Genomic DNA, 25,200 nt, shown 5'->3' with positions numbered 1-25,200 from the left:
GGGATCGACCGCCTCTCGGCAGACGACTGTCCGGTGCCCTCCCCCCGTCCACTGCGGGGCTCCTGGTCGTACGCGCACACGGCCCTTGCGAGCCGCGTGGTGTGCAGCAGCGCAGTTCAGGCACACTTGATCCTGCTGCTCTGCTTGCTCAACTTGTTGGTACAAGCTGATGCAGTGATGTTGCACCCACGGACAGTCAGACGTCAAGGGATTGGGGCCCACATGTACCAACAAGTTGAGCGAGTGCGTCATGATGGGCAGATGAACAAGCAGCCGAAGTACCGGCAGGTCGCCGACGCGCTCCGTCGGGAGATCGACAGTGGCGTCTACCCGCCGGGATCTCGCCTGCCGTCAGAAAGCGAACTCTCGGTCCGATTCGACGCGTCGCGGAACACCGTGCGGTCGGGGTTGAATCAGCTGGTCAGCGAGGGGCTGATCTCGTCCAGTCAGGGGCTCGGCTACGAAGTCCGCAAGCATGAGGTGTTCAAATTGAACGCGTCGCGCTTCGAGAACCTGACCTTCGAGCAGAATGGCGACGCCTACAACACCGACGTCACCAACGCCGGACGGCGACCGAGTCAAACGTTCCGGGTGGAGATGAAGCCAGCGAGCCGCTACGTTGCCGAGCGGCTCAAGGTGAACGACGGCTCAACCACGGTTCTCCGGTTCTGTCACCGCTTTGTGGATGACGTGCCGTGGTCGACGCAGGCGACGTACTACCCCGATTGGCTCGCCAAGGAGGCGCCGCGACTCGCCGAGCCGGGGGACATCGCAGAGGGGACGACGCGATATCTCGCAGCCGCTGGCATCGAGCAGATCGGGTACTTCGACGAGATTGCAACTCGGATGCCGACACCCGATGAAGCCCGCCTCCTGGACATAGGGGCTGGCGTTCCTGTGCTGCTCTGGACTCGTACGGGTTACTCGGACGAACGCCCCATCCGCTGCACGATCACTACCTTCCGGGGCGACCTCAACCGGATGAATTACGAGATCGGTGACCTGTCAGCGCGACCCGAGGGTGAGCCGGAGTGATCATCGAGAGTGCGACGGCCGACGACGTGGCCAAGCTGCTTGCCTTCCGCGAGGAGGCGTCGGCTTGGCTGGCCAAGCTTGGCTCTGACCAGTGGCGCCGTCCGTACCCGGCGGATCGACTGCTGGCCACCATTGAGGCCGGGACGGTCTTCATGGTCCGGGACGGGGGCGTCACTGCTGCGACGATCACGTTGACGCCGGATGCTGAGGCCGGATTGTGGTCAGGCGAAGAACTCGCCGAGCCCTCAATGTTCGTGAATAAGCTGACGGTCGCCCGGACGCACGCGGGAGTCGACCTTGGCGGGCGGCTTCTCGACTGGGCCGGCGACCGGGCGTATCGTTCCGGCGCCTCCTGGCTCCGCCTCGACGCGTGGACGACGAACGCGGCGCTCCAGCGCTACTACCTGAGCCACGGCTTTGAGTACGTCCGCACTGTCACGGAGGGTGGGGCGGTCAATGGCGGGCCGCGCGTATCGGGTTGGCTGGCTCAGCGGCCGGCGAGGCTCGACACGAGCCATGGCCTCGAGGACAAGACCCCCGTGCCGGCACCGAGTCCAGCGGCATGGCATCAGGCCGCTGGCGGTACCGATGAAAGCTGGCAGTCCTGACGTCCGTCCCCGCGATACCGGACAGTAGCCAGGCGAAGAGCGCCATGCTCCACGAGAGTTATCCACAAAGTGCAGGTCAGTGCCCATTTAATCTGTGGATAAGAACCTTGGCTACTGCCTGGCCTACTGCCACCCTGGTTCCGATGGGCGGCGAGGTCGCAAAGGCGGCCCCCGTTGCAGCGGGAGCCGCCCTGACCCTGTTCTCGACATAGAGAAAGGTCAGTAATGACGGTAACGATCCCCTCCGAGGGTTCAAGTCGGAAGGCTTGGCCCTTTGGGCTCCCGGCCGTGGATGCAAAACCCAGGCGATGGCGCTTCGCCCTTCTGGTCTGCCTCGTGGGAGCGTCTACAGGGCTAACCGCGCTCTTTCCCTCCCTGACCGCCCCGATTGCAACCGGGGCTACAGTGTTGGCCCTCGCCCCGGTGATCCTTTCCCAGCGGAGTTCTGGGCAAGGTCGGCGGAGCCCCTATCAGGACTAAGTGCCAGGTGTCCTTGAGATCTCACTGTGCCTGTGTGACATCAGCCGCTGACATCAACGTTGGCGCACACCGGCGGACATCCACGGACGCCGCGCAACCTTGATGACCAGCCGGACGTTACGTCTGGCGAGGGCAGTGCGAGTGCGTGCACGAGCGGCACCCGCCTACGGATCAGAAGGTTGCAGGTTCGAATCCTGCCGAGTGCACAGCCCAAGAGGCCCCCCGGTTCGCCGGGGGGCCTCTTGCGTTGTCCGGTGTCAGGTGCGGGGGTCCTCCTTGGTGGGGAGGGGGACCCGGGGGTTCTCCGGGGCGGGCATCGGTCCCGCGGGGGACGACCGGCGGGCGGGGCCTGGATACGGTCCTCGGAGAGGTTCGGAAGGGTTCGGAACCGGAAGAGGGGGACTCCCATGGGGCTGTTCGGGAACGCGCACACGGTCGATCCGACGTCGGCGCAGCGGGACTACGCGCGGCTGCTCGGGCAGGGGGAGCAGGTGCACGCCGCGTACCTGTTGATCCGGGACACGATCCTGTTCACCGACCGGCGGCTCGTGCTCGTGGACAAGCAGGGGCTCACCGGAAAGAAGGTGGAGTACCACTCCATCCCGTACCGGAGCATCACGCACTTCTCCGTGGAGACCGCCGGCCACTTCGACCTCGACGCCGAGCTCAAGATCTGGCTCTCCGGCAGCGCGGCGCCGATCGTGAAGAGGTTCACCAAGGGTGTGGACATCTACGAGGTGCAGGCGATCCTGACGCAGTTCGTCGCACGGTAGCCCCCGCCGCGCCTCGCCCCGCCCCGCCGCGCCCCGTCCCGCCTCGCCCCGCCGGGCCGGGCACGCCGGGCGCTAGAGGACGCGGGGGAGGCCCGTCACCGAGAGGACCAGCGAGTAGAGCGACGTGGTGGCGGTGATGAAGAGGCGGTTGTTCTTCGGGCCGCCGAAGGCGATGTTCGAGACCGGTTCGGGGACGCGGATGCGGCCGATCAGGGTGCCGTCCGGCGCGTAGCAGTGCACGCCGTTCTCCATCGCGGCCACCCACAGCCGGCCTCCGTCGTCGAAGCGGATGTTGTCGACCGGGCGGCACTCGGCGAAGACGCGGTCGTCCGTCAGCGTGCCGTCCGCGCCGACCTTGAACGCGCGGATGTGGCCCGCCCGGGTGTCCGCCGCGTACAGCTCGCTCTCGTCCGGCGAGAAGACCAGGCCGTTGGGGCCGAGGAACCCGTCCGCGGCGAGGCGCACCTCGCCGGTCGCCGGGTCGGCGCGGTAGAGGTTGCACGCGCCGATCTCGGCCGGTGCGCGGCGTCCCTCGTAGTCGCTGGTGATGCCGAAGTCCGGGTCGGAGAACCAGATCGAGCCGTCCGAGTGCACCACGGCGTCGTTCGGGCTGTTGAGCCGCTTGCCGTCGAAGCGGTCGGCGATGACCGTGAGGGTGCCGTCCGGTTCGGTGCGGGTGACGCGCCGGTTGCCCTGCTCGCAGGTGATCAGGCGGCCTTCGCGGTCCAGGGTGTTGCCGTTCGGGTGTCCGGCCGGGGAGCGGAAGACGGAGACCGCGCCGGTCGCCTCGTCCCAGCGCAGCATCCGGTCGTTGGGGATGTCGCTCCACACGAGCTGGCGCCAGGCCGGCAGGTACAGCGGGCCCTCCGCCCAGCGGCAGTCGTCGTAGAGCCGTTCGAGCCGCGCGTCGCCGTTGGCGCAGCGGCCGGTGCGGAATCGTTCGTCCAGTATCTCGTACAGATCGAGGTCGGCTATGGATGACATTCTTCCCCCAGGTGAGTTCGCCGCCGAATTAGGTTCGGCCTCGTGTTGAGATTGCAGGATCCTGTACCGTCGGCGCAAGGGATTCCAGGGGATGGGAGGAAGATCGCGTGGACGATATCGACCGGGCGCTCGTCCTGCGCTTGCAGCAGGACGCGGGCCAGTCGTACGCCGCCCTCGGCGCCGCCGTCGGGCTCTCGGCCGGGGCCACCCACGAGCGCGTACGCAAGCTGCGCGAGCGGGGGGTCATCCGGCGCACGACGGTCGAGGTGGACCCCGCGGCCGTCGGGAGCGGGGTGCTCGCCTACGTGATGGTCGACTCCAACGCCTGGATGGGGGAGTCGAAGGCGGCCTTCGAGGCGATCGCCGAGATCCAGGAGGCGCACATCATCGCGGGGAGTGCCTCGGTCCTGGTGAAGGTGCGCACGGCCACGACCGAGCAGTTGCAGGACGTCCTGCGCCGCCTCTACGCCATCGACGGCGTCAGCGGTACGCACGCGACCGTCGTGCTCGAGACCTTCTTCGAGCGGCCCCTCCCGCTGTGACCTGGCGGTGCACCGGGATCCGGTGGAACGACGGCCGCCCCGCCATCGGGTGGTGCGCCGAGGGACGCGGCGAGCGCAGCAGCCCGCTCACGTACGGGCAGCGCCTGGCCTTCGCGGCCCGCGGGGAGCGGCACTGCCTCGGCGTACGGCGGGCCGGGAAGCGGACCCCGTGCCCCACGGCCGCCACGGTGCCCGGCCGGGCCGGGAACGCCCAGTGCCCCGAATGCGCCCGCCTGGACCGGTCGTTCTCGGTGGCCGCCGACACCAACGCCGCCGATCCGCGCACCTATCGCGTCTACCTGGCCTGGTTCGGGCCCGGCCTGGTCAAGGTCGGCATCACCGCCGAGGAGCGCGGCCCGGCCCGGCTGCTGGAGCAGGGGGCGGTGACCTGGACCTGGCTGGGCCGGGGGCCGCTGATGGCCACCCGCCGCACCGAGGAGCTGCTGCGGGCCGCTCTCGGGGTGCCGGACCGGATCGTGTACGCCCGCAAGCGCGCCGTACGGGGCAACCTGCCGGCGGCGGCCGACCGGGCCCGGGAGGTCGCCGAGCTGCACGCCCGGGCCGCGGCCCTGCCGGGCTGGCCGGAGTCGCTCGAGCGGCTGGTGTGCGAAACCGTCGACCACTCCGGGCCGTTCGGGCTGGACGGGCTGCCCGCCCCCGCACGGGTGATCACCGGGATGGTCCCCGGCGGGGCCGTCGTGGGCCGGCTCGTCGGCGCGGCCGGTCCCGATCTGCACTTCGCGGACGGGCTCGTGGTGGACACCCGGCTGCTCGCCGGCTGGGAGCTGGTCGCCCCGGCCGAAGGCGCCCCGGCCGAGGGCGGCGCGACTGCGGTGCCGGTCGCCGAGCTGCCGCCGCCCGCCGCCCCCGTTGAGCAGGACGGGCTGTTCTGACCAGCGGGCCCGTCCCGGGCACCGCTATGGCGGCCAAGGTCAAAACTTGGATCCCTTTGGGCTGCCGGGCCCCTTTCCGGTGGACATGCCAGGGGGCCGCCGCAGAGGGTGGTGGGCATGAGCATCCAGCCCGTACCCGCCTTCGAACCGCCGTACGTGATGGCGGTTTTCAGCAATATCCGCACCCCTGATGAGACCGGCTACCCGGAAACCAACCAGCGGATGAACGAGATCGTGGCCGCGAACCCGGGCTTCCTCGGCTACGAGTTCGCCCGCACCCCCGGCGGCCTCGGCATCACCGTCGCCTACTTCCGCGACCACGAGTCCCTCACCGAGTGGCGGCAGGACCTGGAGCACCAGGCGGCCATGAAGAAGGGCCGCGCCGACTGGTACGAGAGCTACACCCTGCACGTCGCGACCGTCGAGCGGAGCCACGGCTTTGCCCGCAACGGCTGACGCGGTCCGCGCCTTCCGGGAGCGGCTCGGGCTGCCCGGACTGGTCGACGTCCACACGCACTTCATGCCCGAGCGGGTCCTGGACAAGGTGTGGGACTACTTCGACGCGGTCGGACCGCTGACCGGTGTCGAATGGCCCATCACCTACCGGCACGAGGAGGAGCAGCGGGTCGCGCTGCTGCGGGAGTTCGGGGTCCGGGCGTTCACGTCCATGCTCTACCCGCACAAGCCGGCGATGGCCGCATGGCTCAACTCCTGGTCCGCGGACTTCGCCGACCGGACCCCCGACTGCCTGCACACCGCGACCTTCTTCCCGGAGGAGGGGGCCGAGGCGTACGTCCGGCAGGCCGTCGAGGCCGGGGCCCGCGTCTTCAAGGCGCACCTCCAGGTCGGCGGGTACGACCCGAACGACGACCGGCTCGACCCGGTCTGGGGGCTGCTCGCCGAGGCGGACATCCCGACCGTGATCCACTGCGGGTCGGGGCCCGTCCCGGCCAAGTACACCGGACCCGAGCCGATCGCCCGGCTGCTGGCCCGGCACCCCCGGCTGCCGCTGATCATCGCGCACATGGGCATGCCCGAGTACGCCGACTTCCTGGACATCGCCGACCGGTACGCCGCGGTGCGGCTGGACACCACGATGGCCTTCACCGACTTCTCCGAGCGGTTGCACGGGTTCCCGCAGGAAGAGCTCGGGCGGCTCGTGGACCTCGGCGACCGGATCCTGCTCGGCACGGACTTCCCGAACATTCCCTACCCGTACGAGCACCAGCTCGAGGCCCTGGAACGGCTCGGCCTCGGCGACGACTGGCTGCGCGCGGTCTGCCACGACAACGGCGCCCGGCTGTTCCACCTGGTCTGAGCGGCCTCCGAGGGTTTCTCAGGAAATTCACAGGTAAGGACAAGAACGCTCTCAGAGGCCGCGGTCAGCGTGGTCGCATGACTGCGACGACCACCTCCCACGCGTCCACGTCCACCAGCAACCCCACAGCCCTCGTCCGGCCCGACGGCGGCCCCTGCCGGGTGCTCGTCGTCGACGACGAGGCCTCGCTCTCCGAGCTGCTCTCCATGGCCCTGCGCTACGAGGGCTGCGAGGTCCGCAGCGCGGGCGACGGGGCCGGCGCGGTGCGGGCCGCGCGGGAGTTCCGGCCGGACGTCGTGGTCCTCGACATCATGCTGCCCGACATGGACGGACTCGCCGTCCTCGGACAGCTGCGCCGGGAGATCCCGCAGCTCCCGGTGCTGTTCCTGACCGCCAAGGACTCCGTCGAGGACCGGATCGCGGGCCTGACGGCGGGCGGCGACGACTACGTCACCAAGCCCTTCAGCCTCGAGGAGGTCGTGGCCCGGCTCCGCGGCCTGGTCCGCCGCTCGGGCGCGGCGCAGGCCGCGCGCGGGGGCTCCGTCCTGGCCGTCGGTGATCTGCAGCTCGACGAGGACAGCCACGAGGTGTCCCGCGGCGGGCGGGAGATCCACCTGACCGCCACCGAGTTCGAGCTGCTGCGCTACCTGATGCGCAACCCCCGGCGGGTGCTGAGCAAGGCGCAGATCCTGGACCGGGTGTGGTCGTACGACTTCGGCGGCCAGGCCAACGTGGTCGAGCTGTACATCTCCTACCTGCGGCGGAAGCTCGAGAGCGGCCCGGGCTACCCGCCGATGATCCACACCCGGCGCGGCGCCGGCTACCTGATCAAGCCGGCGGAGTAGTGGCACTCCGCCTGCCGCGGCGCTCTCGCGCCGTCCGCTCCCGGCCCGTCCGTTCCCGGCCCGCCCGCCCCCGTGCCGTCCGTCGGCCCGGGCGCGCGCGGCTCCGGCTCCGACCCGTCCGTGCCTGGTCCCTGCGGGCCCGGCTCGTCGTTTCGGCGGTGGCGCTGATCGCCGTGGTGGGCGCAGCCATCGGGACCGTCACCACCCTCGCGCTGCGCTCGTACCTGGTCGACAAGCTAGACGACCAGCTGAGGGTCTCCGTCGAGATGGTCGCCCGGAGGCCCATCGGGGAGAAGGCGCTCCGGGACAAGGACGACAAGTTCGTCCTGGCTCCCGGGTCCCCGCTGGGCGCAGCCGGGATCCGCCTCCTCACCGACGGCACGGTCGCCATCACGGCCCGCAGCGCCGCCGTCGGCGGACCCGGGTACGACAACATCCAGCACCTGACGGCCGGCCAGACCGAGGCCTTGGCCCGAGCCGCCCGCAAGGCCGGCGAACAGGGCCGGCCGGATGCAACGAACCTGGACCTGCCGGGCCTCGGCGCGTACCGGGTCCTGACCGCGCCCGACGGGAGCCTGGTCCTCGGCTTCCCGCTCGCCGAGGTCGACTCCACCGTCAGCACGCTCATCGCCGTGGAGGTCTTCGTCACCGTGGCCGGGCTGATCGCGGCCTCCCTCGCCGGGCAGGCCCTGGTCGGGGTCGCCCTGCGGCCGCTGCGCCGGGTGGCCGCCACCGCGACCCGCGTCTCCGAACTGCCCCTGCACAGCGGTGAACCCGCCCTCCACGAGCGGGTCCCGGACGCCGAGGCCGACCCCCGTACCGAGGTGGGCCAGGTCGGCGCCGCCCTCAACCGGATGCTGGGGCACGTCTCCTCCGCGCTCACGGCCCGCCAGCAGAGCGAGACCCGGGTGCGGCAGTTCGTCGCGGACGCCAGCCACGAACTGCGGACCCCGCTGGCCTCCATCCGCGGGTACGCCGAACTCACCCGCCGGGGACGGGAAGAGCCCGGTCCCGACACCCGGCACGCCCTGGGCCGCATCGAATCCGAGGCGACCCGGATGACCGGCCTCGTCGAGGACCTGCTGCTCCTCGCCCGGCTCGACGCCGGCCGCCCGCTCTCCTCGACCGACACCGACCTCGCCCCGCTCGTCGTCGACGCCGTCAGCGACGCCCGGGCCGCCGGACCCGAGCACCACTGGCGCCTCGAGCTCCCCGACGAGCCCGCGCCGGTCCTCGCCGACCCGGCCCGGATCCAGCAGGTCCTGGTCAACCTGCTCGCCAACGCCCGTACGCACACCCCACCCGGCACCACCGTCACCGCCCATGTTTCACGTGAAACATCCGCCGTCCGGCTGCGGATCGAGGACAACGGGCCCGGTATCCCGCCCGCCCTGCTCCCCCATGTCTTCGAACGGTTCGCCCGCGGCGACGCCTCGCGCTCCCGGGCCGCGGGCTCCACCGGCCTCGGGCTCGCCATCGTCCAGGCTGTCGTGACGGCCCACGGCGGACAGGTCGACGTACGGAGCGAGCCGGGGCGCACCCGCTTCGAGGTCCTGCTCCCCCTCGCCCCGGACCAGGCGACGATGCACAGCGCGACGACGAAGAGGACGACGGACTCACAGACGGGGCACAGGCTCACCACACAGCGGTGACAGCCCGCCCGGCGAAGGTCGGTGCATGCCAACCGACACCTCCTCCGGCGCCCTTCCGGCACGGGCGCACCTCGCGCCCGTGCCCGGCGAGCCCGTACTCGACGTGGTGATCCCGGTCTTCAACGAGGAGCAGGATCTCGGCCCGTGTGTGCGCCGGCTCCACGACCACCTCACCCGCACCTTCCCGTACCCCTTCCGCATCACGATCGCCGACAACGCGAGCACCGACCGCACCCCCGAGGTCGCGGCCGGCCTCGCCGTCACCGTCGACGGCGTACGCAGCACCCGGCTGGAGGAGAAGGGCCGTGGCCGGGCCCTGCGCACCGTCTGGTCCCACTCCGAGGCACCCGTCCTCGCGTACATGGACGTGGACCTGTCCACCGACCTCAACGCGCTGCTGCCGCTGGTCGCCCCGCTCATCTCCGGGCACTCCGACCTCGCCATCGGCACCCGCCTCGCCCGCTCCTCGCGCGTGGTGCGCGGCGCCAAGCGGGAGTTCGTCTCCCGCGCCTACAACCTGCTCCTGCGCTCCTCCCTCGCCGCCCGCTTCAGCGACGCCCAGTGCGGGTTCAAGGCCATCCGGCGGGAGGTCGCGGAGCGGCTGCTGCCTCTGGTGGAGGACTCGGGCTGGTTCTTCGACACCGAGATGCTGGTGCTCGCCGAGCGGGCCGGGCTGCGCATCCACGAGGTGCCGGTGGACTGGGTGGACGACCCGGACTCCACCGTGCACATCGTGAGCACCGCGACCGAGGACCTCAAGGGGATGTGGCGGGTGGGCCGGGCCCTGGCCGTCGGCGCGCTGCCGCTCGACCGGCTTGCCCGCCCCTTCGGCGACGATCCGCGCGACCGCAGCGCCCTGCCCGGTGTGCCGCGCGGGCTGGCCCGGCAGCTCCTCGGCTTCTGCGTCATCGGGGTGCTGTCCACGCTCGCCTACCTCGCCCTGTACTCCCTCTTCCGGCTCGGTGCCGGACCGCAGCTCGCCAACGCCGGCGCCCTGCTGGTCTCCGCCGTCGCCAACACCGCCGCCAACCGCCGTCTCACCTTCGGCGTCCGCGGCCGCGACCGGGTCGTCCGGCACCAGGCCCAGGGCCTCGTCGTGTTCGGCGTCGGGCTGGCCCTGACCAGTGGGTCGCTCGCCGCCCTCGGCGCCGCCACGGCCGATCCCTCCCACAGCACCGAACTGGCCGTGCTGATCACGGCCAACCTCGCCGCGACCGTGCTGAGGTTCCTGCTCTTCCGCGCCTGGGTCTTCCCCGAGCGGCGCGCCACTCCCGCGAAGGACGACATCCGATGACCACGGCCGTACCACCCATGGACTCCCCGTTCCCCGAACGGGCCCCGACCGCCCCGACCTCCTCGACCGCGCCGAGCGCCACGGCCGGTGCCGCGGCCGCGCGGCGCCCCCGCTGGGAGCGCCCGGCGTACGCGGTACTCCTGCTGGCCACCGCCATCCTGCTGCTGTGGAACCTGGGAGCCTCCGGCTACGCCAACTCCTTCTACTCCGCGGCCGTCCAGGCGGGCAGCGAGAGCTGGAAGGCCTTCTTCTTCGGCTCCTCCGACGCCGGGAACTCCATCACCGTCGACAAGCCCCCGGCCGCCCTGTGGCCGATGGCGCTGTCCGTCCGGCTGTTCGGGCTCGGCGGCTGGCAGATCCTCGTCCCGCAGGCCCTGATGGGTGTCGGCACCACCGCCGTGCTCTACGCCGCCGTACGCCGCCACTTCGGGCCCGCGGCCGCACTGCTCAGCGGCACGGTCTTCGCACTCACCCCGGTCGCCGCGCTGATGTTCCGCTTCAACAACCCCGACGCGCTGCTGACCCTGCTGCTGACCGTCACCGTCTACTGCGTCCTGCGCGCCCTCGACGGCGCCCACACCAAGTGGCTCGTCTGGGCCGGCGTCGCGGTCGGCTTCGCCTTCCTGACCAAGACCCTGCAGGCCTTCGTCATCCTGCCGCCGCTCGCCCTCGTGTACGCCGTCTGCGCGCCGACCCGGCTGCGCCGCCGGCTGGGCCAGCTGCTGCTCGCCGGAGCCGCCATGGTGGTGGCCGGCGGCTGGTGGGTGGCGATCGTGGAGCTCTGGCCCGCGTCCTCCCGCCCGTACATCGGCGGCTCGCAGACCAACTCCTTCCTGGAGCTGACCCTCGGCTACAACGGTCTCGGCCGGATCAACGGCAACGAGACCGGCAGTGTGGGCGGCGGCGCCCGCACCGGCGGCGCTGGTGGCGGCGGTGGTGGCGGCGGTGGCTGGGGAGAGACCGGCATCGACCGGCTCTTCTCGGCCAACATCGGCGGGCAGATCTCCTGGCTGCTCCCGGCGGCCCTCGTCATGCTCGGCACCGGACTGGTGATCACCTGGCGGGCCCGGCGGGCCACCGACTCCCTGGAGGGCATGGCCCGCGCGGCCTTCCTGGTGTGGGGCGGCGTCCTGCTGACCACGGCGCTCGTCTTCAGCTACATGCAGGGCATCTTCCACGAGTACTACACCGTGGCGCTGGCGCCGTTCGTGGCCGCGCTGGTGGGCATGGGCGTGGCCATGCTGTGGGAGGAGCGGGGCAGCAAGGCCGCCGCGCTCACCCTGTCCGGCACCCTCGCCCTGACCGCGTGGTGGTCGTACGTCCTCCTCGGCCGCTCGACCGGATACCTGCCGTGGCTGCGCTGGACGGTCCTCGTGGCCGGCCTGGCGGCGGCCGCCGGGCTGCTCCTCGGCGCCCGGCTCGGTCGGCGGTTCGTGCTGGGCGCGGCGGCGCTCGGGCTGGGCGCGGCGCTGGCCGGTCCCCTCGCGTACTGCCTGACCACGGTGGACTCCCCGCGCGGCGGGTCGATCGTGACCGCCGGGCCCGCGGTCTCGGGCGGCCGGGGCGGCATGGGCATGCGGTTCTTCGGCGCCGGTGAACTCCCGCCCGGCGCGGCCCCGCAGGGCGGCATGCCGCAGCAGGGCCGACAGGGCCAACAGGGCCAGCAAGGGCAGGGCCGGCAGGGCGGGATCCAGGGCGGCGGTCCTCAGGGCAACTCCCAGGGCGGGCCCCGGCAATTCCCCGGCGGCCAGGGCGGCCAGGGCGGCCAGGCGGTCGGCGGGCGCGGTGCGCGCGGCCCGCAGAACGCCGGCGGCGGCCCCGGCGGCCTGCTGAACGGCACCAAGGCCGGCAAGGAGGCCACGGCTGCCCTGCGCAAGGACGCGGAGAAGTACACCTGGGCCGCAGCCGCCATCGGCGCGCAGAACGCGGCGAGCTACCAGCTGGCCTCCGGCGAGCCGGTGATGCCGATCGGCGGGTTCAACGGCAGCGACCCCTCCCCGACGCTCGCCAAGTTCCAGGGGTACGTGCGCACTGGGAAGGTCCACTACTTCATCGGCGACAACGACAGCGTCGGCGGCGAGGGGCAGGCCATGCGCGGCGGCGGCCCGGGCGGCGGCACCAGCAGCACCATCTCGAGCTGGGTCAAGGCCAACTTCAGGTCCACGACGGTCGGCGGAGCCACGTTCTACGACCTGACCGCCCCCCTGAACGGCACGTCCGCCCCGTCCTGATCCTGCCGAAACGTGAGGGGCACCCTCTAGCATCAAGTGGGCGGACCGGGCATTCCGGGCTGATCCAGCTGTCGTGAGGAGGGTGCCTCCATGGTGACCGCGGCCGATTCCGGCAAGGCCCGGACCAGCGTGTGGCTGGCCGGCGGGCACACCGGACCCGCCAGACGACGCACCGAGGCGCCCTCCGGCCTCGACCGGGAGCGGATCACCGGCGCCACCGTACGGCTGCTCGACGCCGAGGGGCTGGCCCGGTTCTCGATGCGGCGGCTCGCGGCCGGGCTCGGGGTCACCGCGATGTCCCTGTACTGGTACGTCGACACCAAGCACGATCTGCTCGAACTCGCCCTGGACCGCGCCCTGGGCGAGCTCCCGCTGCCCCGGACCGTCCCGGCCGAGCCGGTCGCACCGGTCCAGGACGGCTGGCCCGGCCGGCTGCGATCGCTGGCCTGCGGCTACCGGCGGCTGCTGGCGCAGCACCCCTGGGTGGCTCCGCTGACCGCCGCGTACCCGAACATCGGCCCGCACGCCCGGGCCTTCGACTCCGCCCTGCAGCGGCTGCTCGACGCCACCGGCCTGGCGGGTGCCTGCCGGACCGGTGCGCACCTGGCCGTCTCGCAGTTCCTGCACGGCTGCGGGGGCGCCGCCCGGCGGGTGCCCGACGGGGACTTCGTCCTCGCGCTCGACGTGCTCATCGCGGGCATCGAGGCGAAGGCCGCCGCCCGGCCGGGGGCGTAGAAAACCCCCGCCGGGTGCCCGTTCCGTCCTGTTGTGCAGGGCGGGGGGCAGTCCGACGGGGGCTGCTGGGTATCGCCTGGTGTTGCTACTCCGCCGAGGAGGCGACGGCCGATGCCGCCGGGGCGTGGGCCGCCGGCTTGGACTTCAGCGCGACCTCCTTGATGAACAGCACCAGGACGAGCGCGAGCAGCGCGGTGGGCGCGGCGTAGAGGAAGACGTCGCCGACGCCGTGCCCGTAGGCCGACTCGATGACCGTGCGGAACGGCGCGGGCAGCTTGTCGAGGTCGGGGATCCCGCCGCCGGCGGTGCCGCCGTGGCCCATCGCCGCCGCCTTCGGGCCGAGCGCGGCCAGCCCGTCCTTGACGTAGTGGGTGACCCGGTTGGCCATGACCGCACCGAGCGCCGAGACGCCCATGGCGCCGCCGAGCGAGCGGAAGAAGGTGACGACCGAGCTGGCCGCGCCCAGGTCCTCGGGAGCCACCTGGTTCTGGGTGGCGAGGACGAGGTTCTGCATCATCATGCCGAGACCGAGGCCGGTCAGCGCCATGTAGATCGCGATGTGCCAGTACGGGGTGTCGTACCGCAGGGTGCCCAGCAGTCCGAGGCCGGCCGTCAGCAGGACGCCGCCGGAGACGAGCCAGGCCTTCCACTTGCCGGTCTTGGTGATCACCTGACCGGAAACCGTGGAGGAGACGAAGAGACCGCCGATCATCGGAATCGTGAGGATTCCGGACATCGTGGGGGACTCGTTGCGGGCCAACTGGAAGAACTGGCTGAAAAAGACCGTGCCCGAGAACATCGCGATGCCGACGAACAGCGAGGCGGCGGAGGCGAGGGTGATGGTCTTGTTGCGGAACAGGCGCAGCGGGATGATCGGGTCGCTCGCCTTGGACTCGACCAGGAGGAAGAGCAGGCCGAGTACGACGGCGCCGCCGGTCATCGCCGCGGTGGTCCAGGAGATCCAGTCGTACGAGTCGCCGGCCTGCGTGACCCAGATCAGGAGCAGGGACACGGCCCCGCTGATCAGGAACGCCCCGAGCCAGTCGACCTTGACGTCGCGGCGGACGACCGGGAGGTGCAGGGTCCGCTGGAGGACGATCAGGGCGATGACCGCGAACGGCACGCCGACGTAGAAGCACCAGCGCCAGCCGAGCCACGAGGTGTCGGTGATGACGCCGCCGAGCAGCGGGCCGCCGACGGTGGCGACGGCGAAGACCGCGCCGAGGTAGCCGCTGTACCGGCCGCGCTCGCGCGGGGAGATCATCGCGGCCATCACGATCTGGGCGAGGGCCGACAGGCCGCCGACGCCGATGCCCTGGACCACGCGGCAGGCGATGAGCATGCCGGTGTTCTGGGACAGGCCCGCGACCACGGAGCCGAGGACGTAGATCACCAGGGATATCTGGACCAGCAGCTTCTTGCTGAAGAGGTCGGACAGCTTGCCCCAGAGCGGGGTCGCCGCCGTCATCGACAGCAGGGCGGCGGTGACGACCCAGGTATAGGAGGACTGGGTGCCGCCGAGGTCGCTGATGATCTGCGGCAGGGCGTTGGAGACGATCGTGGACGACAGGATCGCCACGAACATGCCGAGCATCAGCCCGGACAGCGCCTTCATGATCTGTGGGTGGGTCATGGGGGTGGGGTCGGGCGTGGTCTGCGACCGGCTGCCTTCCTGCACGCCGGTGGGTGCGGTCGTCGCCATGTGGTTCCTTTGTCTAGAAGCTCGATCGGAGCCGGGTCAGCAGGGTGTTCAGTACGTCGATGTCGTGGGCGGACCAGTCGGCCAGGGCCTTTTCCAGCGCGCCGGTGTAGCGGGCGCCGAGCTCTGCGAGGAGCGCGTGCCCGGCCGGGGTGAGCCGCAGGATGCGGCAGCGGCCGTCGCCGGGGTCGATGTCGCGGGTGATCCACCCGCGGTCGGCGACGTGGGCGACGTGGCGGCTGGTCACCGAGATGTCGATGGCCATGAGGTCGGCGAGGCGGCCGAGCCGCATTTCGCCGTGGCGGTCGAGCAGGGTGAGGACGGCGGCGGAGCCCGGCGGGCACTCCGGGGGGAGCATGCGGGCGAGGTCGCGCTTGACCGCGCCGATGCCGGTGAGCTGGCGGGCCAGTTCCTCGTAGCGGGTGGGGCGGGGTGGCTGCGGCGGGTGTGGTGGCTGCGGTGCGGGTGGTGTTTGTGGTGCGGGGGGTGCCTGCGGCGCGTGGGTGGTCATCGCCCCTCCTCTCCTCATGTTGTTGCTTAGGGCAACCATAGAATCGATTGGTTGCTACAGGCAAATGAATAGAGGGGGTGGGGCGGTAAAGGAATCGGAAAACCCGCTAGGGTCCTGAGGCATGGCTGCGAACCACAACTCACAGGGCCCCGAGGGCAACTACGACCCCGCGGGCAGCACTCAGATGTTCCGGGCGTTCGTCGAGGAGGCCGAGCCGGCCGGGCAGGCGCAGGGGCCTGCGGTGCAGGGGGCTCGGCGGCGGCAGGCCGCGCAGGGCTCGGGATCGAAGAACGGGCTGTGGCTGGGGCTCGGGGTGGCGCTGCTCGTGGTGGTGGGGGCGGTGGCCTGGCTGGCCCTGTAGTAGCCCTGCCGGGTCGCTGCGCGGGCTTTCTCTCCCGCCCCGCCCTTTCGCCGTTTCCCGGGGCATACCCCGGACCCCGGTCGGGTGCGGCGCCGTGGCCGGGGGCTCTGCCCCCGGGCCCTCCCCCGGCTACCGCTGGGGTGCCCCCCGCGCCTCGAACGCCGGCGGGGCCGAGATGGCCCCGGCCGGGCTGGAGGGGCGCCGCGGTGGGCGTCAGGTCCAGGTGGCCGTGGTGGAGCGGGTTTCTATGTGCATGCCCAGCGGGACTCGCCAGGATTCGACGCAGACCGTGTAGGTCTGCGTCTTTGTCGTGCCGCCGGGGATGGGGGCCGGGACGGGCTGGGTCGTGGTGATCGTGGCCCAGTCGATGCCGAGGGCGCCGATGATGTGCGTCGCGAACGACACCGTGCCCGAACGGGTCGGCGTCGTCCCGGTGTTGGTGAACCCCACCGTGACCTCCTCGCACCAGCGGTCCGCCGCCGGGGTGCGGGTCGGCGGGCTCAGGGTCAGCCTCGCAGGGGTGGCCGGAGGCGTCGTCCCCGGCTTGGGTGTCGGGGTTCCCGGGGCGGGGACGGACGGGCTCGCCCCGGGTGGGGGCTGGGGCGGCGGGGTGGTCCCGGGCGGGGGCTGGGGCGGCGGGGTGGTCCCGGGCGGGGTGGTCGTGGCTCCGCTCCGGGCGGAGGCGGCAGGACTCTGCGAACCCGGGGTACCGGCCGACGTACTCGTGGTGGAGGAAGGGGATCCGGCCAGCTGCCGGAACTCCACCGGCGCACGGGGCGCGACGTTGTCGCCCGCGCGGCGCTCCGGGCCCGGGGCGACGGCGCCCGCGGCGGCGTAGCCGTCACGTGCCGGGCCGCCGCACCCGGTCAGGCATGCGGCGGCCAGTACGGGCAGCGTGAGCAGGGTGAGGGTTTGGCGTTCCCTTCGCAGCATCGCGGTAGTTTGACTGACTGTGTGTCAGATGGGAAGCCTGCCGCCGGCGATCACTCGCCGATCAGGCCCACCCGGAGCTGCGCCAGCGTGCGCGTGAGCAGCCGGGAGACGTGCATCTGGGAGATGCCGACCTCCTCGCCGATCTGTGACTGCGTCATGTTCGCGAAGAACCGCAGCATGATGATCTGCCGCTCCCGGGGCGGGAGTTTGGCGAGCAGCGGCTTCAGCGACTCGCGGTACTCGACGCCCTCGAGCGCGGTGTCCTCGTAGCCGAGGCGGTCCGCGAGCGAGCCCTCGCCGCCCTCGTCCTCGGGTGAGGGCGAGTCGAGCGAGGAGGCGGTGTACGCGTTGCCCACGGCGAGGCCGTCGACGACGTCCTCCTCCGACACCCCGAGCACCGCGGCCAGTTCCGGCACGGTCGGCGAGCGGTCGAGCTTCTGGGCGAGCTCGTCGCTGGCCTTGGTGAGGGCGAGGCGCAGCTCCTGGAGCCGGCGCGGGACGCGCACGGACCAGGAGGTGTCCCTAAAGAATCGTTTGATCTCGCCCACGACGGTCGGCATCGCGAACGTCGGGAACTCCACGCCGCGTTCGCAGTCGAACCGGTCGATCGCCTTGATCAGGCCGATCGTGCCGACCTGGACGATGTCCTCCATCGGCTCGTTCCGGCTGCGGAAGCGAGCGGCGGCGTACCGCACCAGGGGCAGGTTCAGCTCGATCAGGGTGTCGCGTACGTACGCCCGTTCGGGGCTGTCCGCGTCCAGGGCGGCCAGCCGCTGGAAGAGGGAGCGGGAGAGGGTGCGGGTGTCGATGGCTTCCGAGCGGACAGGCGCTGCAGGTGCTGCCGGCGCCGGGCTCTTGACGAGCGTGAGCACCTTGGAGCTGCCCTGGTCTACGGACATGCCACCCCCTTGAGGTCGCGGACGGTCGCGTACGGCGCGCCCGTCGGAGGAACGCAGCCTCCACCTGAATACCGGAGGCGGGGCTGCGGCAAACGCGGTTCAAGCAGAATGTCACATGTCGGCAACGCGCTGTAGCGCCATGTCGACATATATCTCCAGCGACAGAGCGGAATGAGCCCATTCGTGGGAAACGGGGGAGCGATCTCCACCCGTTTCAGCTACGCCTCGATCCTGTTTGCGGATCGGAGCCGGGCGAAGCTGCGGGCGAGCAGCCGGGACACGTGCATCTGCGACACCCCGAGCTCGGCGCTGATCTGCGACTGCGTCAGATTGTTGTAGTACCGCAGCAGCAGGATCCTTTGTTCACGTTCGGGCAGCTGTACGAGCAGGTGCCGTACGAGGTCGCGGTGTTCGACCCCGGCCAGCTCGGGGTCCTCGTAGCCGAGGCGGTCCAGCAGCCCCGGCAGCCCGTCGCCCTCCTGGGCGGCCTCGAGCGAGGTGGCGTGGTAGCTGCGCCCGGCCTCGATGCAGGACAGCACCTCGTCCTCGGTGATCCGCAGCCGCTCGGCGATCTCGGGCGTGGTCGGCGTGCGCCCGTGCTGGGTGGTGAGGTCCTCGGTGGCGGCGTTCACCTGGACCCACAGCTCGTGGAGCCGGCGCGGCACGTGGACGGTGCGGACGTTGTCGCGGAAGTACCGCTTGATCTCGCCCACGACGGTCGGCATCGCGAAGGTCGGGAACTGCACCCCGCGGTCGGGGTCGAACCGGTCGATCGCGTTGATGAGGCCGATCGTGCCGACCTGGACCACGTCCTCCATCGGCTCGTTGCGGCTGCGGAAGCGGGCGGCCGCGTACCGGACGAGGGGAAGGTTCGCCTCGATGAGGGCCCCGCGCACCCGGTGGTGCTCGCTCGTGCCGGGCTGAAGGCCCTTCAGCTGCCCGAACAGGACCTGGGTGAGGGCCCGGGTGTCCGCGCCCCGGCTCTGCGGTCTAGGGGCCGCTGGAGGCTCCTCCGGGGGGTCCTGCTGGGTCGGAACCTGGGAGTCCGGCTGGGCGGCGCGCGCGGTCTCGTGCTGAGGGGCGCACTGAGGGGCGCGCTGAGGGGCGTGCTGAGGGGAGTGTGGGGCGTGCGGGGCGCCCTGTGGGCCGTGCGTCGCTTCGCGCTCCGGGCCGTGCTGGGGGTCCTGCTGGGGTGGCACCTGAGGCGCAGTACTGGCCGGCACGGTCACGCCACCCCTTCATGTATCAACTCATCCGTCAAAAGCGGTCATAGCATCACAAGACATGTGCACTGTGTGCAAGCACCGTATATCACCGTGTTGAGGGCAAGTTGGGCATAATGGGGTGTTTTGGGTGGGGTCATCACGGGGGCGCGGGAATGCAAAAGCCCCCCACCCGTCGGAGTGGGGGGCCGGTCAGTCCGGAAGCCGCGTCAGCGTACGGGTTCAGCGCACCAATTCGGTCATGAACGCGCCGATGCCGTGGGCCGCGTCCGAAATGCCCTGGAAGCCTATTTTCACGATGTCGGCCGCCTTCACCGGCTGGGTGATGATCACGAAGAGCACGAATATGACGAGCCCACCCGTGATCATCTTCTTGGTGTCCATGAGCGGTGTCGGCCTCCCCAACCGGTCCTGCGCAGTCGGGTGAGTCTATCCGGACGGGTTCGGACACTCACCAGGCCTTTATGGACCAATGGCCCGGTGGTCCGGGTCCTTTGCCGCGGGGCGGGCGGTTGCGGGTGGCGCAGTATTGAAGACGAGCCCACCGGTTCTGGCAGGAAACCGGTGGGTGAGGGACAGGACCTCACTGCGGGGTCCGAGCCGCAAGCTTCCCCCTGACTGCGGCCCGGACCGGCAGGTTCCGTCCTCGTCGGGGGAAGTGGCTTGTCCCCCCGATGCCGCTTCCCCCGCCCGTACGTGGAAGGCCCCGACCCCGGTCGGGGCCTTCCACGTACGGGGGGTGTGGACCGTCCCGTACCGGCTGCTGCTCCGGCTATTGGACGCCTTCGAGCAGGCCTACGACGGGCGCCGCCGGGGCGAGCACGGGCCACAGCTGGTTCGGCAGGTCCGTCAGCTGACTGAGCTGGTTGACCCCCGGGATGACCTTGTCGCCGATCTCCTGGACGGAACCCGGCACCGTCCCTTCCGGCATGCCCGGGGCCGCCTGCGGCAGGTCCGGGAGGGCGATCGGGGCCATGGGGGCGGCGGAGGCGGCCGGTGCGGCGAGGCCCGCGGCGGCCCCCGCGAGGGCGAAGGCGGCGAGCATGCGCTGGGTCTTGGTCATGCCGTGACAACGGCCGAGCGGGCGCCCGGTCACGCGGCCGTCATCCGTAAAGACGCGTCGGGGCGCGCCGAGGGCGCAGGACACGCCGAGACACACCGAGGCGCGTCGAGGCATGTCGAGGCATGTTGAGACATGCCGAAAGTGCACCGGGCACGCCGAAAGCCCCGTCCCTTGCGGGGCGGGGCTTTCGGTCGAAGCGGTAGTGGAGGGATTTGAACCCCCGATGGGTTGCCCCATACTCGCTTTCGAGGCGAGCTCCTTCGGCCACTCGGACACACTACCGAGATGGATCCTAGCCTACGGATCCGCATCAAATGAAATCGGTGTCCCCGGACCGCCTCAGAGGTCGCGGAAGAAGTCCGTGAGCTGCCGCGCGCATTCCTCGGCGAGCACGCCGCGGACCACTTCCGGACGGTGGTTGAGCCTGCGGTCCCGTACGAGGTCCCAGAGCGACCCCGCGGCTCCCGCCTTCTCGTCGTCGGCGCCGTAGACGACCCGGGCAACCCGCGACTGCACGAGCGCGCCCGCACACATCACGCACGGCTCCAGGGTCACCACGAGGGTGCACCCCGGAAGCCGCCATTCCCCGAGCCGGGCGGCCGCCCGGCGCAGCGCCAGCACTTCGGCGTGCGCCGTGGGGTCGCCGGTGGCCTCGCGCTCGTTGTACCCGGTGGCGAGGAGCTCCCCGTCCGGGCCCAGCACGACGGCGCCGACCGGCACGTCGCCGGCCGGTACCGCCCGGGCGGCCTCTTGGAGCGCCAGGCGCATGGAGTCCCGCCACGGGTCCCGTACGGGATCGGGGCCGTGCAGGGGGTGGTGCGTGGTGATCACTAGCGGACGGCCTCCAGCACCTCGGTGGCGCCGAGGGAATCGGCGATCTCCGAGAGGGCGTCCCCGTCGAGGGTCATCAGTTGTTTGTGGCTGACGCCGAGGTCGTCCAGCAGCCGGGGGTCGCCGAGCGGACCGGCCGGTACCGGTTCCGCGCCGGGCGAGTCCTTCTCGTCCCCGTCGTCATCGGCGTCGGCGAACGCGGCGATCGTGTCCTCCTCGCCGTCCTCGGTGCCGTCCAAGTCCAGTTCGTCGAGTTCGTCGTCCTCCTCGTCGCTGCCCAGCAGCTCGTCGGTCAGCATCGAGCCGTAGGAGCTGCGGGAGGCCGCGGAGGCGTTCGAGACGAAGTACCGCGGGTCCTCCTCGCCGTCCACGCGGACAACGCCGAACCAGGCGTCCTCCTGTTCGATGAGGGCGACCACCGTGTCGTCGTCGACAGCGGCGGCACGGGCGAGATCGATCAGATCACTGAGGGACTCGACGTCGTCGAGTTCCATGTCGCTCGCTTCCCACCCGTCTTCGGTGCGCGCGAGCAGTGCGGCGAAATACACCGTGACTCTCCCACTGGTCATAGGCGTGCCGGTTGGAGGTCCCCCCGGCCGGAGGTGGGAAGGGTTGGAACGGCTGTCCTGCTCGCCGTTTCGTGCCCCGCCCAATCGGCATCGTGGCAGAAACAGCGGCTCTGCGAGAGGTCTTCCGCGCTTGCGTCGTGCCGCGCCGCTTGCCGCGGGGGGTGTACGGGGGCTGCGCGGCGGCCTCGAGGGCCGCCTTCGATCCCCCGGCCCCGTGGGCGCGGCGCCGTTGTCGGGGGCTCTGCCCCCGGGCCCCCGCGCCTCAAACGCCGGCGGGGCTGGATTTGCCGGCGGGGCTGGGTTTGGTTACCAGCGGAAGGTGCGCATGCGCATCTGTTGGCGCATGCGGGCCGCGCGGGCGCGGCGGGGCTGTACGCGGTCGCGCAGGGCCCGCGCCTCCATCAGGTCGCGCAGGAACTGCGCGCGGCGCGCTCTGCGCTGCGCCGCCGTCTCCGGCGGCTGCGGCGGCTGCGGCGCGTCGTTCTCCCGGCTCGGCTGCGTGTCGGGCATCGGCCACCACCCCAGGCTGATCCGGTCGTCCTCCTCCGCCGGCGCGAAGCAGACCCCCCGCACCCCACCTTCCCCCGGACGGGCCGATTGATGCCACCCCGTCGCAGCTCAGAAGGGTTACGAGTCGTCCGACAGGGTGGGGACCACCGCCACCGGGCCGTGCGCGTGGTGGAGCACCGCGTGGGCCACCGAGCCGATCATCAGGTGCCCGACGCTGCGCCGCGGGTGGTGGCGGCCCACCACCACCAGGGCCGCCGCCCGGGAGGCCGTCACCAGGCGCTCCGCCGGGTCGCCCGGGACCGCCGCCTGCTCCACCCGTACCTGCGGCCACCTGGCCCGGAACGGCACCAGCCGCGCCGTCTGGGAGCGCAGCATCTCCCGCTCCGCCGGTACGGCGTCCCCGTCGTCGGCCAGCCCCTCCGGCGGGATCACCTGGAAGGGGCTGTCCATCACCAGCGTCGGCGCCGGCGGGATCGCGTACGCCGAGACCACCTGGACGGTGGTCCCCCGTGCGGCCGCTTCCGCGAAGGCGAAGGCCAGTACGTCGTCCGCGGTCTCCGCCGCGTGCAGGCCGAGCACCACCCGCCCGGCGGAACCGGCGGACGCGTCGGAACCGGCGGACGCGTCGGCCGGCTCGGCCGGCGCACTCCGCGCCGCGTGTGGGACCACCACCACCGGGCACGCCGCCGACGAGGCCAGGGCGCGGCTGTTCGAGCCGAGCAGCAGGGCCGCGAAGCCGCCGCGGCCCCGGGAGCCCATCACCAGCATCAGGGCGCTCTCCCCGGCCACCCGCAGGGCCTCGGGCACGGAGCCCTCCAGCGCGTCGTACCGCACCTCGTCCGGCAGTTCGGGGGCCGCGGCCAGGATGCCCCGTACCCGCTCCCCGACGGGGTCGGCGAACTTCTCCGGCTGCGAGGCGTCGGCGAGGGAGGAGCGGCGCGCCGCGTACAGCTGGGCGGTGTCGGGCAGCACGTGCGCGACGACGAGGCCGGTGCGGTGGCGGAGCGCCGTGGTCCGGGCCCATTCCAGCGCCAGGAGGCTGTGATCGGATCCGTCGACCGCCGCGACCACCGGTGCGTTGCTCATCAGTCCAGCGTGCTGGGCGTCCGGGCGGGTCGCATCCGCAGGCCCGCCCGCAGGCACGTCCGCCGGTTCGGACGCACAGGGGTGCGCACACCGCGTAGCCTTTTGACCGTGGGTCGCGAAAAAGTGCGGCCGTTTTTGCAGGTCGCAGGTCGAAACCCGGCAGCTGAGTCTTGGAGGATGTTGTGCGTTTGCAGGTCGTCGATCACCCCTTGGTGGCGCACAAACTGACCACCCTGCGCGACAAGCGCACCGACTCCCCCACCTTCCGCCGGCTCGCCGACGAGCTGGTGACCCTCCTCGCGTACGAGGCCACCCGCGACGTGCGCACCGAGCAGGCCGACATCTTCACGCCGGTCGGCCCGACCACCGGCGTGAAGCTCTCGCACCCGCGCCCGCTGGTCGTGCCGATCCTGCGCGCCGGTCTCGGCATGCTGGACGGCATGATGCGGCTGCTGCCGACGGCCGAGGTGGGCTTCATGGGCATGGTCCGCAACGAGGAGACCCTGGAGGCCTCCACGTACGCGACGCGCATGCCGGAGGACCTCTCCGGGCGGCAGGTCTACGTCGTCGACCCGATGCTCGCCACCGGCGGCACGCTCGTCGCGGCGATCCAGGAACTGATCAAGCGCGGCGCCGACGACGTCACCGCCGTGGTGCTGCTGGCCGCGCCCGAGGGCGTCGAGGTCATGGAGCGCGACCTCGCGGGCACGCCGGTGACGGTCGTGACGGCCGCGGTGGACGAGCGGCTCAACGAGCACGGCTACATCGTGCCGGGCCTGGGCGACGCGGGCGACCGCATGTACGGCTCGGCCGAGTAGGACCCGGACCGACCGCCGACGGTCCCGTACCCGTACCGCCGACAGCCGGCCGCCTTCTCGGCGGCCGGCTGTTCGCGTCGGGGGGTCAGCGGGTCAGTGGGTCAGCCGGTCAGCAGGTCTTGGCGGGCGCGGGCTGGGGGTTGGCCAGCAGGTACAGCTCCTTGTCCGCCGTCTCCTTCGGGCTGAGCTCCTTGAAGGCGTCGCCGAGGATCAGGTCGATGTCGGCGCCCTCGCGGGCATCGGTCTGCTGCGTATCGCCCTCGAGCTGCGTGCCCAGTACGGAGAAGGCCGCCTTGTCGGTCTTGGGCGAGCCGAGCAGTATCCCCGTTCCGGGGACCTTCTTGTCGAAGTCGGCGGGGGCGTTGCCGACGTTGGCGATGGTGAAGCCGCGTTTCTTCAGCTCGTCGGCGACCGCCTTGGCGAGCCCCGCGCGCGGGGTCGCGTTGTAGACGTTGACCGTGATCTGGCCGGGCTGGGGCAGCGCCATGGCCGGCTTGGCGGCGGCGGGGCTGGCGGCCGCCGCGGCGCCCGCTCTGGGCTTCGGGGTCGCGCAGTCCTTGCCCGCCGCGACGTGCTTGCCGCTCCCGCCGCGGAACACGTTCATGAGCTGCAGGGTTCCGTAGCCCAGCAGGGCGAGACCGAGGACTGCTCCGAGCACGGTGAGGACGATCCGCCGGCGCCGCCGGGGTCGGCTCATGCGGGGGTAAGCCGCTCCCGTGACGCGGTACTTTCCGCCCATGCCGGGGGGAGTGAGCATGCTCATGGGCGCAGCGTAATACCGCCTGGTGCCGATGCCCACCAAATGATCTGTTGATAGGGCAAGACCGACCCGAAAGGCGCAATTTGCGCGAACCGGAACGTGCAGCCCCCGGGCCTCGCCCCGGCAGGCCTCGCCCCGGCGGCGTGTCCCGGCGGCGTGTCCCGGGCGCTCCCGGCCTAGTAGTCCATTTCGAGGACGCGGGCGTGCAGCACCTGGCGCTGCTGCAGGGCCGCGCGCACGGCGCGGTGCAGACCGTCCTCCAGGTACAGGTCGCCCTGCCACTTCACGACGTGGGCGAAGAGGTCCCCGTAGAACGTCGAGTCCTCGGCCAGCAGCGTCTCGAGGTCCAGCTGTCCCTTGGTCGTCACCAACTGGTCGAGCCGGACCGGGCGCGGGGCGACATCCGCCCACTGCCGGGTGGTTTCCCTGCCGTGGTCGGGGTACGGCCGCCCGTTTCCGATGCGCTTGAAGATCACACGGAAAGCCTACCGGGCCGGTGCCTGCGGGCGCAGCCTCGCTATGACGGTGCAAAAGTGGCAGACAGGGC

28 protein-coding genes and 1 tRNA gene are annotated in these 25,200 nt (G+C 71.5%); 14 read left to right on the top strand and 15 right to left on the bottom strand.

Going from position 1 to position 25,200, the window contains the following annotated elements; genetic code table 11:
- The first annotated feature begins 261 nt into the window (after window positions 1–261).
- The 3 genes from AB0M76_RS00735 (at window position 262) to AB0M76_RS00725 (ending at window position 2,896) form a co-directional block, all read left to right on the top strand.
- Complete coding sequence (locus AB0M76_RS00735; RefSeq protein WP_365950847.1) at window positions 262–1,035, top strand: GntR family transcriptional regulator; 774 nt, start codon at window positions 262–264, stop codon at window positions 1,033–1,035.
- On the top strand, window positions 1,032–1,643 hold the full coding sequence (locus AB0M76_RS00730; protein ID WP_365950846.1) for a GNAT family N-acetyltransferase: 612 nt from the start codon (window positions 1,032–1,034) through the stop codon (window positions 1,641–1,643). Before AB0M76_RS00735 ends, AB0M76_RS00730 begins: the two co-directional genes overlap by 4 nt.
- A gap of 887 nt (window positions 1,644–2,530) precedes the next feature.
- The gene (locus AB0M76_RS00725; protein WP_365950845.1) at window positions 2,531–2,896 is read left to right on the top strand and encodes a PH domain-containing protein; all 366 of its coding nucleotides are present in this window, start codon (window positions 2,531–2,533) and stop codon (window positions 2,894–2,896) included.
- 72 nt (window positions 2,897–2,968) lie between these two features.
- On the opposite strand, the gene AB0M76_RS00720 is transcribed toward AB0M76_RS00725, so the two are convergent.
- On the bottom strand, window positions 2,969–3,880 hold the full coding sequence (locus tag AB0M76_RS00720) for an SMP-30/gluconolactonase/LRE family protein (RefSeq protein ID WP_365950844.1): 912 nt from the start codon (window positions 3,878–3,880) through the stop codon (window positions 2,969–2,971).
- Window positions 3,881–3,987: 107 nt separating this feature from the next.
- Here AB0M76_RS00720 and AB0M76_RS00715 point away from each other — a divergent pair, with 107 nt between their 5' ends.
- From AB0M76_RS00715 to AB0M76_RS00675, 9 genes are all read left to right on the top strand, one after another.
- The gene (locus AB0M76_RS00715) at window positions 3,988–4,422 is read left to right on the top strand and encodes an Lrp/AsnC family transcriptional regulator (RefSeq protein ID WP_365950843.1); all 435 of its coding nucleotides are present in this window, start codon (window positions 3,988–3,990) and stop codon (window positions 4,420–4,422) included.
- Window positions 4,419–5,315 carry a DUF2797 domain-containing protein gene (locus AB0M76_RS00710; protein ID WP_365950842.1) on the top strand — a complete coding sequence of 299 codons (897 nt, stop codon included), beginning with the start codon at window positions 4,419–4,421 and terminating at the stop codon, window positions 5,313–5,315. The genes AB0M76_RS00715 and AB0M76_RS00710 overlap by 4 nt, the downstream gene beginning before the upstream one ends.
- Before the next feature lie 117 nt (window positions 5,316–5,432).
- Window positions 5,433–5,771 carry an antibiotic biosynthesis monooxygenase gene (locus AB0M76_RS00705; RefSeq protein WP_365950841.1) on the top strand — a complete coding sequence of 113 codons (339 nt, stop codon included), beginning with the start codon at window positions 5,433–5,435 and terminating at the stop codon, window positions 5,769–5,771.
- A complete protein-coding gene (locus AB0M76_RS00700; protein ID WP_365950840.1) occupies window positions 5,755–6,633 on the top strand; it encodes an amidohydrolase family protein in 879 nt (292 codons plus the stop codon). Before AB0M76_RS00705 ends, AB0M76_RS00700 begins: the two co-directional genes overlap by 17 nt.
- A 77-nt stretch (window positions 6,634–6,710) precedes the next feature.
- Complete coding sequence (locus AB0M76_RS00695; RefSeq protein ID WP_053785396.1) at window positions 6,711–7,478, top strand: response regulator transcription factor; 768 nt, start codon at window positions 6,711–6,713, stop codon at window positions 7,476–7,478.
- Window positions 7,479–7,609: 131 nt separating this feature from the next.
- Window positions 7,610–9,130 (top strand): HAMP domain-containing sensor histidine kinase, encoded by a 1,521-nt coding sequence (locus AB0M76_RS00690; protein ID WP_365951363.1) that lies wholly within the window; start codon window positions 7,610–7,612, stop codon window positions 9,128–9,130.
- Window positions 9,131–9,155: 25 nt separating this feature from the next.
- Window positions 9,156–10,424, top strand: coding sequence for a bifunctional glycosyltransferase family 2/GtrA family protein (locus AB0M76_RS00685; RefSeq protein ID WP_365950839.1), 1,269 nt, complete (start codon window positions 9,156–9,158; stop codon window positions 10,422–10,424).
- Window positions 10,421–12,655 (top strand): glycosyltransferase family 39 protein, encoded by a 2,235-nt coding sequence (locus AB0M76_RS00680; protein WP_365950838.1) that lies wholly within the window; start codon window positions 10,421–10,423, stop codon window positions 12,653–12,655. Before AB0M76_RS00685 ends, AB0M76_RS00680 begins: the two co-directional genes overlap by 4 nt.
- A gap of 90 nt (window positions 12,656–12,745) precedes the next feature.
- A complete protein-coding gene (locus AB0M76_RS00675; RefSeq protein WP_365950837.1) occupies window positions 12,746–13,390 on the top strand; it encodes a TetR/AcrR family transcriptional regulator in 645 nt (214 codons plus the stop codon).
- An 85-nt stretch (window positions 13,391–13,475) separates the two neighbouring features.
- Here the strand turns inward: AB0M76_RS00675 and AB0M76_RS00670 are convergent, their stop codons facing one another.
- Together AB0M76_RS00670 and AB0M76_RS00665 are read right to left on the bottom strand one after the other, a co-directional pair.
- A complete protein-coding gene (locus tag AB0M76_RS00670) occupies window positions 13,476–15,092 on the bottom strand; it encodes an MDR family MFS transporter (protein WP_365950836.1) in 1,617 nt (538 codons plus the stop codon).
- Window positions 15,093–15,105: 13 nt separating this feature from the next.
- Window positions 15,106–15,498 carry a MarR family transcriptional regulator gene (locus AB0M76_RS00665; RefSeq protein ID WP_365951362.1) on the bottom strand — a complete coding sequence of 131 codons (393 nt, stop codon included), beginning with the start codon at window positions 15,496–15,498 and terminating at the stop codon, window positions 15,106–15,108.
- Between the two features lie 223 nt (window positions 15,499–15,721).
- Between AB0M76_RS00665 and AB0M76_RS00660 the strand changes: the two genes are divergently transcribed.
- Window positions 15,722–15,961 (top strand): hypothetical protein, encoded by a 240-nt coding sequence (locus AB0M76_RS00660; protein ID WP_365950835.1) that lies wholly within the window; start codon window positions 15,722–15,724, stop codon window positions 15,959–15,961.
- Between the two features lie 213 nt (window positions 15,962–16,174).
- Here AB0M76_RS00660 and AB0M76_RS00655 read toward each other — a convergent pair whose 3' ends face one another.
- The 10 genes from AB0M76_RS00655 to AB0M76_RS00610 all read right to left on the bottom strand — a co-directional run bounded on the left by AB0M76_RS00655 (window position 16,175) and on the right by AB0M76_RS00610 (window position 23,075).
- Window positions 16,175–16,894, bottom strand: a complete 720-nt coding sequence (locus tag AB0M76_RS00655) for a hypothetical protein (protein WP_365950834.1) — start codon at window positions 16,892–16,894, stop codon at window positions 16,175–16,177.
- 50 nt (window positions 16,895–16,944) lie between these two features.
- The gene (locus AB0M76_RS00650) at window positions 16,945–17,793 is read right to left on the bottom strand and encodes an RNA polymerase sigma factor SigF (protein ID WP_031141513.1); all 849 of its coding nucleotides are present in this window, start codon (window positions 17,791–17,793) and stop codon (window positions 16,945–16,947) included.
- A gap of 218 nt (window positions 17,794–18,011) precedes the next feature.
- Complete coding sequence (locus AB0M76_RS00645; protein ID WP_365950833.1) at window positions 18,012–18,992, bottom strand: RNA polymerase sigma factor SigF; 981 nt, start codon at window positions 18,990–18,992, stop codon at window positions 18,012–18,014.
- A 246-nt stretch (window positions 18,993–19,238) separates the two neighbouring features.
- Window positions 19,239–19,400 (bottom strand): hypothetical protein, encoded by a 162-nt coding sequence (locus tag AB0M76_RS00640; RefSeq protein WP_266995657.1) that lies wholly within the window; start codon window positions 19,398–19,400, stop codon window positions 19,239–19,241.
- 388 nt (window positions 19,401–19,788) lie between these two features.
- Entirely contained in the window at window positions 19,789–20,079 is a 291-nt protein-coding gene (locus tag AB0M76_RS00635; protein WP_365950832.1) for a hypothetical protein, read from the bottom strand.
- A 197-nt stretch (window positions 20,080–20,276) separates the two neighbouring features.
- Window positions 20,277–20,361 (bottom strand) — tRNA-Ser (locus tag AB0M76_RS00630).
- A 57-nt stretch (window positions 20,362–20,418) separates the two neighbouring features.
- A complete protein-coding gene (gene tadA / locus AB0M76_RS00625) occupies window positions 20,419–20,910 on the bottom strand; it encodes a tRNA adenosine(34) deaminase TadA (RefSeq protein ID WP_365950831.1) in 492 nt (163 codons plus the stop codon).
- Window positions 20,910–21,458: a hypothetical protein gene (locus AB0M76_RS00620; protein ID WP_365951361.1), complete on the bottom strand. Its 549-nt coding sequence runs from the start codon at window positions 21,456–21,458 to the stop codon at window positions 20,910–20,912. The genes tadA and AB0M76_RS00620 overlap by 1 nt, the downstream gene beginning before the upstream one ends.
- 327 nt (window positions 21,459–21,785) lie before the next feature.
- Complete coding sequence (locus tag AB0M76_RS00615; RefSeq protein WP_365950830.1) at window positions 21,786–21,989, bottom strand: hypothetical protein; 204 nt, start codon at window positions 21,987–21,989, stop codon at window positions 21,786–21,788.
- 117 nt (window positions 21,990–22,106) lie between these two features.
- The gene (locus AB0M76_RS00610) at window positions 22,107–23,075 is read right to left on the bottom strand and encodes a universal stress protein (protein WP_365950829.1); all 969 of its coding nucleotides are present in this window, start codon (window positions 23,073–23,075) and stop codon (window positions 22,107–22,109) included.
- A 182-nt stretch (window positions 23,076–23,257) separates the two neighbouring features.
- On the opposite strand from AB0M76_RS00610, the gene upp reads away from it, so the two are divergent.
- Window positions 23,258–23,893 (top strand): uracil phosphoribosyltransferase, encoded by a 636-nt coding sequence (upp, locus tag AB0M76_RS00605; RefSeq protein ID WP_365950828.1) that lies wholly within the window; start codon window positions 23,258–23,260, stop codon window positions 23,891–23,893.
- 109 nt (window positions 23,894–24,002) lie between these two features.
- Here upp and AB0M76_RS00600 read toward each other — a convergent pair whose 3' ends face one another.
- Together AB0M76_RS00600 and AB0M76_RS00595 are read right to left on the bottom strand one after the other, a co-directional pair.
- Complete coding sequence (locus tag AB0M76_RS00600; protein WP_365950827.1) at window positions 24,003–24,656, bottom strand: LytR C-terminal domain-containing protein; 654 nt, start codon at window positions 24,654–24,656, stop codon at window positions 24,003–24,005.
- 173 nt (window positions 24,657–24,829) lie between these two features.
- Window positions 24,830–25,129, bottom strand: a complete 300-nt coding sequence (locus AB0M76_RS00595) for a type II toxin-antitoxin system VapB family antitoxin (protein WP_030160221.1) — start codon at window positions 25,127–25,129, stop codon at window positions 24,830–24,832.
- Between the last annotated feature and the right edge of the window lie 71 nt (window positions 25,130–25,200).

Source organism: Streptomyces sp. NPDC051364 (assembly GCF_040682115.1).
Taxonomy (GTDB): Bacteria; Actinomycetota; Actinomycetes; order Streptomycetales; family Streptomycetaceae; genus Streptomyces.
This window is presented reverse-complemented; position numbering and strand designations above follow the sequence as displayed.